Source organism: Streptomyces griseorubiginosus (assembly GCF_017614965.1).
Classification (GTDB): domain Bacteria; phylum Actinomycetota; class Actinomycetes; order Streptomycetales; family Streptomycetaceae; genus Streptomyces; species Streptomyces griseorubiginosus_B.
Genome location: NZ_WVUG01000377.1, coordinates 1 through 7,667, shown reverse-complemented (window position 1 = coordinate 7,667; position 7,667 = coordinate 1). Strand labels below are relative to the sequence as shown.

The 7,667-nt window shown below is 71.3% G+C and carries 6 protein-coding genes; 4 read left to right on the top strand and 2 right to left on the bottom strand.

What is annotated here, in order from left to right:
* Window positions 1-1,657: fumarate hydratase (locus GRC12_RS39415; protein ID WP_280117584.1), on the top strand; the 1,657-nt coding region annotated here is incomplete at its 5' end.
* 51 nt (window positions 1,658-1,708) lie between these two features.
* On the opposite strand, the gene GRC12_RS39410 is transcribed toward GRC12_RS39415, so the two are convergent.
* A complete protein-coding gene (locus GRC12_RS39410) occupies window positions 1,709-2,224 on the bottom strand; it encodes a hypothetical protein (protein ID WP_208785272.1) in 516 nt (171 codons plus the stop codon).
* Entirely contained in the window at window positions 2,221-2,730 is a 510-nt protein-coding gene (locus tag GRC12_RS39405; protein ID WP_208785271.1) for a SigE family RNA polymerase sigma factor, read from the bottom strand. The genes GRC12_RS39410 and GRC12_RS39405 overlap by 4 nt, the downstream gene beginning before the upstream one ends.
* 138 nt (window positions 2,731-2,868) lie before the next feature.
* Between GRC12_RS39405 and GRC12_RS39400 the strand changes: the two genes are divergently transcribed.
* From GRC12_RS39400 to GRC12_RS39390, 3 genes are all read left to right on the top strand, one after another.
* Entirely contained in the window at window positions 2,869-4,254 is a 1,386-nt protein-coding gene (locus GRC12_RS39400; RefSeq protein WP_208785270.1) for a class II fumarate hydratase, read from the top strand.
* Between the two features lie 72 nt (window positions 4,255-4,326).
* Window positions 4,327-5,019 (top strand): cytidylyl-2-hydroxypropylphosphonate hydrolase, encoded by a 693-nt coding sequence (gene fomD / locus GRC12_RS39395; protein WP_208785269.1) that lies wholly within the window; start codon window positions 4,327-4,329, stop codon window positions 5,017-5,019.
* Between the two features lie 353 nt (window positions 5,020-5,372).
* Complete coding sequence (locus tag GRC12_RS39390; protein ID WP_208785268.1) at window positions 5,373-7,469, top strand: SpoIIE family protein phosphatase; 2,097 nt, start codon at window positions 5,373-5,375, stop codon at window positions 7,467-7,469.
* The last annotated feature ends 198 nt before the right edge of the window (window positions 7,470-7,667 follow it).

Genomic DNA, 7,667 nt, shown 5'->3' with positions numbered 1-7,667 from the left:
CGCATACACCGATCTGCTCCCCATGGGAGAGGACACCACCCCCTACCGGCTGGTGACCTCCGAAGGTGTCTCCACCTTCGAGGCCGACGGGCGGACGTTCCTCAAGGTGGAGCCGGAGGCGCTGCGCAAGCTCGCCGAGGAGGCCATCCACGACATCCAGCACTACCTGCGGCCCGCCCACCTCGCCCAGCTCCGCCGCATCATCGACGACCCCGAGGCGTCCGCCAACGACAAGTTCGTCGCGCTGGACCTGCTGAAGAACGCCAACATCGCGGCCGCGGGCGTGCTGCCGATGTGCCAGGACACCGGCACGGCGATCGTCATGGGCAAGCGCGGGCAGAACGTCCTCACCCGGGGCGGCGACGAGGAGGCCCTGAGCCGGGGCATCTACGACGCCTACACCCGGCTGAACCTGCGCTACTCGCAGATGGCCCCGCTGACCATGTGGGACGAGAAGAACACCGGCTCCAACCTCCCCGCCCAGATCGAGCTGTACGCGACCGACGGCGGCGCCTACAAGTTCCTGTTCATGGCGAAGGGCGGCGGCTCCGCCAACAAGTCGTTCCTGTACCAGGAGACCAAGGCCGTCCTGAACGAGGCCTCCATGATGAAGTTCCTGGAGGAGAAGATCCGTTCGCTGGGCACGGCCGCCTGTCCGCCGTACCACCTGGCGATCGTCGTCGGCGGTACCTCCGCCGAGTACGCGCTGAAGACCGCCAAGTACGCCTCCGCGCACTACCTGGACGAGATCCCGGCCGAGGGCTCCGAGCTCGGGCACGGCTTCCGGGACAAGGAGCTGGAGCAGAAGGTCTTCGAGCTGACGCAGAAGATCGGCATCGGCGCGCAGTTCGGCGGCAAGTACTTCTGCCACGACGTACGGGTCGTCCGGCTGCCGCGGCACGGCGCTTCCTGCCCGGTCGCCATCGCCGTCTCCTGCTCGGCCGACCGCCAGGCGCTCGCCAAGATCACGCCCGAGGGCGTCTTCCTGGAGCAGCTGGAGACGGACCCGGCGCGCTTCCTGCCGGAGACGACCGACGAGCACCTCGACGAGTCCTCGGACGTCGTGAGGATCGACCTCAACCAGCCGATGGAGTCGATCCTCGCCGAACTCACCAAGTACCCGGTGAAGACCCGCCTCTCGCTCACCGGTCCGCTGGTCGTGGCCCGTGACATCGCGCACGCCAAGATCAAGGAACGCCTGGACGCCGGCGAGGAGATGCCGCAGTACCTGAAGGACCACCCGGTGTACTACGCGGGCCCGGCGAAGACCCCGGAAGGCTACGCCTCCGGTTCCTTCGGCCCGACGACCGCCGGCCGCATGGACTCCTACGTCGAGCAGTTCCAGGCCGCGGGCGGCTCCAAGGTGATGCTCGCCAAGGGCAACCGCAGCAAGCAGGTCACGGACGCCTGCGGCACCCACGGCGGCTTCTACCTCGGCTCCATCGGCGGCCCGGCCGCCCGTCTCGCCCAGGACTGCATCAAGAAGGTCGAGGTCGTCGAGTACGAGGAGCTCGGCATGGAGGCCGTCTGGAAGATCGAGGTCGAGGACTTCCCGGCGTTCATCGTGGTGGACGACAAGGGCAACGACTTCTTCCAGGACCCGGCCCCGCAGCCGACGTTCACGTCGATCCCGGTGCGCGGGCCGGGTCTGGCCTGACCTCTCGGACGGGCGCCCGCCCCTGATTGGCGCAGGGGCGGGCGTCTCACGTCAGCCTGAGCAGAGGACCACGTTGATCGTGTCGCCGGCCTTGACGATCTTGGGGGTGTGCGGGCTGACCACGATGACACTGCCCGGCTTGCAGCCCGTGACCGGCCGCTTGGAGACCGTACCGAGCTTCATCTGGGTCTTCTCCATGTATGACTTGAAGCCCTGCAGGTCCCAGCCGTAGAAGTCGATCGGGAGGGGGTTCTTGTCGTCGCCGTGGAAGCCGTACAGCACGGTGGCGGCGTCGTGTTTCGTGGACGCCGCCGTACGGCTCGCCGCGGGCCGAGCCCGGTGGCCGGTGCCGTCCGACATCGCGGCCAGGGCCGTGCCGCCGCCCGCGACGATCAGCGCGGTGGCGACCGCGGCGATGCCGACGGCCCGCCTGCGCCGGGTGCGGCGGACGATGCCGGGCGCGTCGAAGTCGGGCGCGTCGGCGGAGTTAGCGTAGCGGTTCATGGCGTTCACCAGTTCCTCTTCGAAGGGTGCGCAGCCGGAGGACCGCGCCTCGTGCGACGTCATCGGATTCCTCCCTGGGGCTGCCGTGGCGAAGGGTCGGAGAGTGCGGGGAACTGGCTTCTCAGCTTCTCGATCCCCCGGGCCAGCTGCGAACGCACCGTGCTCGGGGAGATGTCCAGGTCGACCGCTATCTCGGTGTCGGAGAGGTCGTGGAAGTACCGCAGCACCACGACCGTCCGCATCCGCATGGGCAGTTGCTGCAGCGCGCGCACCAACTGGTCCCTGCTGTCGACCTGTCCGTACTCGTCCCCCGGCGCCACGCGGTCGCCGCTGTCCGGCACGGTCCTGCGGAACCTGCGCCAGCGGTCGTTGGCCAGGTTCACCATGATCCGCCGCACATAGGCGTCGGGGGCGTCCTTGGCCGAGATCGCGCGCCACTTGCGGCAGGCCCGCTCCAGGGTCTCCTGGACCAGGTCCTCGGCCGTGTCACGGTTGCCCGTGAGCACCAGGGCACCCCGGAACAGCGCGGCCGACCGGGCGGCGACGAAAGCGTCGAAGTCCGTCTCCACACGCTCCTCCCTTCCTGTCACCCGTCCTCGACGCGCACGCCCCCCGGTCTGCTGCACGGCCGCGGTGAGACGTGGGTCACAACCCCCGGGTGGCCCAGCGGCCGGAACATCCCCGCCCTCCGGATCGCTGTACGGAACATGAGCGAATACCGGATCGAGCACGACTCCATGGGTGAGGTACGCGTCCCCGCCGAGGCCAAGTGGCGGGCGCAGACCCAGCGCGCCGTCGAGAACTTCCCCATCTCCGGCCAGCACATCGAGCGCGCCCACATCGAGGCGCTCGCCCGGATCAAGGGCGCCGCCGCGAAGGTGAACGCGCGGCTCGGGGTGCTCGACAAGGACATCGCCGAGGCGATCCAGGAGGCGGCCGCGGAGGTCGCCCGGGGCGACTGGGACGAGCACTTCCCGGTCGACGTCTTCCAGACGGGTTCGGGCACCTCGTCCAACATGAACACCAACGAGGTCGTCGCCACGCTGGCGAGCGAGCGGCTGGGCCGGGACGTCCACCCCAACGACCACGTCAACGCCTCGCAGTCGTCCAACGACGTCTTCCCGTCCTCCATCCACATCGCCGCGACCGCCGCCGTCACCCGGGACCTGATCCCGGCCCTGGAGCACCTGGCCGGCTCGCTGGAGCGCAAGTCGGAGGAGTTCGCGGACGTCGTGAAGTCGGGGCGGACGCATCTGATGGACGCGACGCCCGTGACGCTCGGTCAGGAGTTCGGCGGGTACGCGGCCCAGATCCGGTACGGCGTCGAGCGGCTGCGCGCCTCGCTCCCCCGGCTCGCCGAGCTGCCCCTGGGCGGCACCGCCGTCGGCACCGGCATCAACACCCCGCCCGGGTTCTCCGCGGCCGTCATCGAGGAGGTCGCCCGGGTCACCGGGCTGCCGCTGACCGAGGCCCGCGACCACTTCGAGGCGCAGGGCGCGCGCGACGGCATCGTCGAGACGAGCGGGCAGCTCAGGACCATCGCGGTCGGGCTGACGAAGATCGCCAACGATCTGCGGTGGATGTCGTCCGGCCCGCGCACCGGGCTCGCCGAGATCGCGCTGCCCGACCTCCAGCCCGGTTCCTCGATCATGCCGGGCAAGGTCAACCCGGTGATCCCGGAGGCGGTGCTCATGGTGGCCGCGCAGGTCATCGGGAACGACGCCACCGTCGCCACCGCCGGAGCGGCCGGCAACTTCGAGCTGAACGTCATGCTGCCGGTGATCGCGAAGAACATCCTGGAGTCGGTCCGGCTGCTGGCCAACGTCTCCCGGCTGCTCGCCGACCGCACCGTGGACGGCATCACCGCGAACCGGGAGCGGGCCCGCGAGTACGCCGAGTCGTCGCCGTCCGTGGTGACGCCGCTGAACAAGTACATCGGGTACGAGGAGGCCGCGAAGGTCGCCAAGAAGGCGCTGGCGGAGCGGAAGACGATCCGGCAGGTGGTGCTGGAGAGCGGGTACGTGGAGCGCGGCGACCTGACCGAACAGCAGCTCGACGAGGCGCTGGATGTCCTGCGGATGACGCGCCCGTAACCGATCGTCGCCGTGGCGAGAACCGTGACGCGCGCCGCAGCGTCGTATGCCTGCGGCACCTAATATCTGTGCATGACGGACGGTGGAGCGGTGAGTACGGGCGTGGCGGGCGGAGCGACGGGCTTCTGGGCCCCCGGGACACAGGTCCTGTGGCGGTACCGGGAGAACGCCGGCGATCGCGTCCACATCGCGCGTCCCGTCACCGTCGTCCGGGACGACGCCGAACTGCTGGCCGTTTGGCTTGCGCCCGGCACGGAGTGCGTGAGACCGGTGCTCGCCGACGGCACACCGGTGCACCAGGAGCCGCTGCGCTCGCGGTACACCAAGCCCCGGACCGTCCAGCTCGACCGCTGGTTCGGCACGGGCGTGCTGAAGCTGGCCCGGCCCGGCGAGCCCTGGTCGGTGTGGCTGTTCTGGGAGCCGGGCTGGCGGTTCAAGAACTGGTACGTCAACCTTGAGACGCCGCTGGAGCGTTGGGCCGGCGGAGTCGACTCCGAGGACCACTTCCTGGACATCTGTGTGTATCCCGACCGCAGTTGGGCCTGGCGCGACGAGGACGAGTTCGCACAGGCCCGGCAGGACGGGCTGATGGACGACCACGTGGCCGAACAGGTACGCCGGGCGGGGCTGTCCGCGGTGGAGGTGATCCGCGCCTGGGGCCCGCCGTACAGCGACGGCTGGCAGCACTGGCGCCCGGATCCGTCCTGGGCTGTACCTTCGTTGCCGGAGGACTGGGACCGTACGCCCGCGCACGTGTCCACATGAGACCCTTGATGCGCCCCCGGTCCGCAACCGTAGGATCGTCCTCCGCAAAGTGGTCAGGGGTCGGTGCGCAGCACCGTCGTCGAGGGGCGGTGGTCGGGTGACGGGTGGGCGCGCGGAAGCAACTGTCGGAGCATGCGCTGGGCTTGACCGATCGTCACCGAGGGGCGGCAGGACGTGAGCGAGGGGTACGAGGGCAACACCGGAACGGGCCGTGAACGGTTCGCCGGTGGCACAGGAACATCCTCTGACCACGCGGGAATTCCGTTCCGGGTGCATGTATTCCGGGTATCGGGATTTCGGCGGGACCAACCGCGCGTACGGCGCGCAGCCCCGGACGGACGGATTCGACACGCGTGACGGAGCATCCGATCTCCTTCGAGCGCCCGCAGCCGGGCGCCGACCCCGCGGACGCCCGCGGGGCGCTCCTGCACACCCAGGCGCCGGTGGCCACGCCCTCGGCCGCCTTACCCGCACAGGCACGCACCGGGGAGACACCGTCGACGCCGGGTACGGCCACGCCGTGCGGCAAGGGAAAGGAACCGGCCTCGCCCTCCGACATCAGCGGCCCCGAGCACTCCCAGCCCGCGGCCGTGGAATCCGACACCCATCGCCCGCGGCCCGTGCCGGAGTCCATCCCGGCCCAGCCGGGCACCGAGCCGGACCGGCCGCAGGACGGCCCCGAGCGCCGTACCGGACAGGGGCTGCCGCCCGGGCGGCCCACGCCCATGCGGCGGGACGGGGACCGGCTCAGGTTCGTGGGCGCGGCGACCCGGCGGATCGCCCGGGGCATCGACCTGGACGAGATCGTCATGGGGCTGTGCCGGGCGACCGTGCCGACGTTCTCCGACGCGATCCTGGTCTATCTGCGCGATCCGCTGCCGGTCGGCGACGAGCGCCCCACGGGCCCGCTGGTGCTGCGGCTGCGGCGCACCGACCGCATCCCGACCGAGCGGGACACCGAGGGCTTCTCACCGGCGCTCCAGCCGGAACCGGCCGAGCTGTCGGAGCTGGACACGCTGGGCGCCGAGCTGTGCGAGGTACGGCCCGGCAGCGCGCTCGCGGAGGTGCTGCGCGGGGTGCGGCCGGTCTTCACGGACGCGCCCGGCGCCCACGCCGCGCTGCCCGAACTCCTCGGCGACGGCGGTGAACTGGCCGTGCCCGGCGGCCAGCGGGCGATCCTCGCCCCACTGCGGGGCCGGCGCCGGGTGATCGGCGCCGCGCTGTTCCTGCGCCGCCCGGAGCGCATCCCCTTCGAGCCGGACGACCTGCTGGTCGCCGCCCAGCTGGCCACGCACAGCGCGCTGGGCATCGACAAGGCGGTGCTGTACGGCCGCGAGGCGTACATCGCCGACGAGCTGCAGCGCACGATGCTCCCGGAGACCCTCCCGCGCCCGACGGGCGTCCGGCTGGCCTCGCGCTATCTGCCGGCCGCGGAGACGGCACGCGTGGGCGGCGACTGGTACGACGCGATCCCCCTGCCGGGCAGCCGGGTCGCGCTGGTCGTCGGTGACGTCATGGGCCACTCCATGACGTCGGCGGCGATCATGGGCCAGCTGCGCACGACGGCCCAGACCCTCGCGGGACTGGACCTGCCCCCGCAGGAGGTCCTGCACCACCTCGACGAGCAGGCCCAGCGCCTCGGCACGGACCGCATGGCGACCTGCCTGTACGCCGTCTACGACCCCGTCTCGCACCGCATCACCATCGCCAACGCGGGCCATCCGCCGCCGGTGCTGCTGCATCTGGGCGGGCGGGCCGAGGTGCTGCGGGTGCCGCCGGGCGCGCCGATCGGCGTCGGCGGCGTCGACTTCGAGGCCGTGGAGCTGGACGCGCCGGCCGGGGCGACGCTGCTGCTGTACACCGACGGGCTGGTGGAGTCCCGGCTGCGGGACGTGTGGACCGGCATAGAGCAGCTGCGCGAGAAGCTCGCCGCGACCGCGGCGCTGACGGGGCCGGACCATCCGCCGCCGCTGGAGGCGCTGTGCGACGAGGTGCTCGACATGCTCGGCCCGGGCGACCGGGACGACGACATCGCGCTGCTCGCGGCCCGCTTCGACGGGATCGCGCCGAGTGACGTGGCGTACTGGTTCCTGGAACCGGAGGACGCGGCCCCCGGCCGTGCCCGGCGCCTCGCCCGGCGGGCGCTGGCGCGCTGGGACATGGAGGACCTGAGCGACTCGGTCGAGCTGCTGGTGAGCGAGGTCGTCACGAACGCGGTGCGGTACGCGTCGCGTCCGGTCACCCTGCGGCTGCTGCGGACCGACGTGCTGCGCTGCGAAGTGGGCGACGACGTGCCCCAGTTGCCGCGGTTGCGTCAGGCCCGGGCGACCGACGAGGGCGGCCGCGGGCTGTACCTCGTCAACCGGCTGGCGCGGCGGTGGGGGGCCACGCGGCTGAGCACGGGGAAGGTCGTCTGGTTCGAGCTCAGCAAGACGGCCGTACCGAGCTGACGAAGCGAGGAAGGGGCGCCCGGTGTGATCACCGGGCGCCCCTTCTTCTCGCCGTCTACAGGCCGTCGTTCGGATTCAGCGGGTCCACCGGGGGCGACGGGGTGTTGGACGGGGTGCTGCTCGGGGTGTTGGACGGGGTGCTGCTGGGCGTGTTCGACGGGGAGTTGCTCGGCTTGTTGGACGGGGTGCTGCTCGGGG

Coding starts and splice junctions, on each gene's coding strand:
- GRC12_RS39400 (WP_208785270.1), top strand. CDS start 2,869: ATGAGCGAATACCGGATCGAGCACGACTCCATGGGTGAGGTACGCGTC.
- GRC12_RS39410 (WP_208785272.1), bottom strand. CDS start 2,224: ATGACGTCGCACGAGGCGCGGTCCTCCGGCTGCGCACCCTTCGAAGAG.
- fomD (WP_208785269.1), top strand. CDS start 4,327: ATGACGGACGGTGGAGCGGTGAGTACGGGCGTGGCGGGCGGAGCGACG.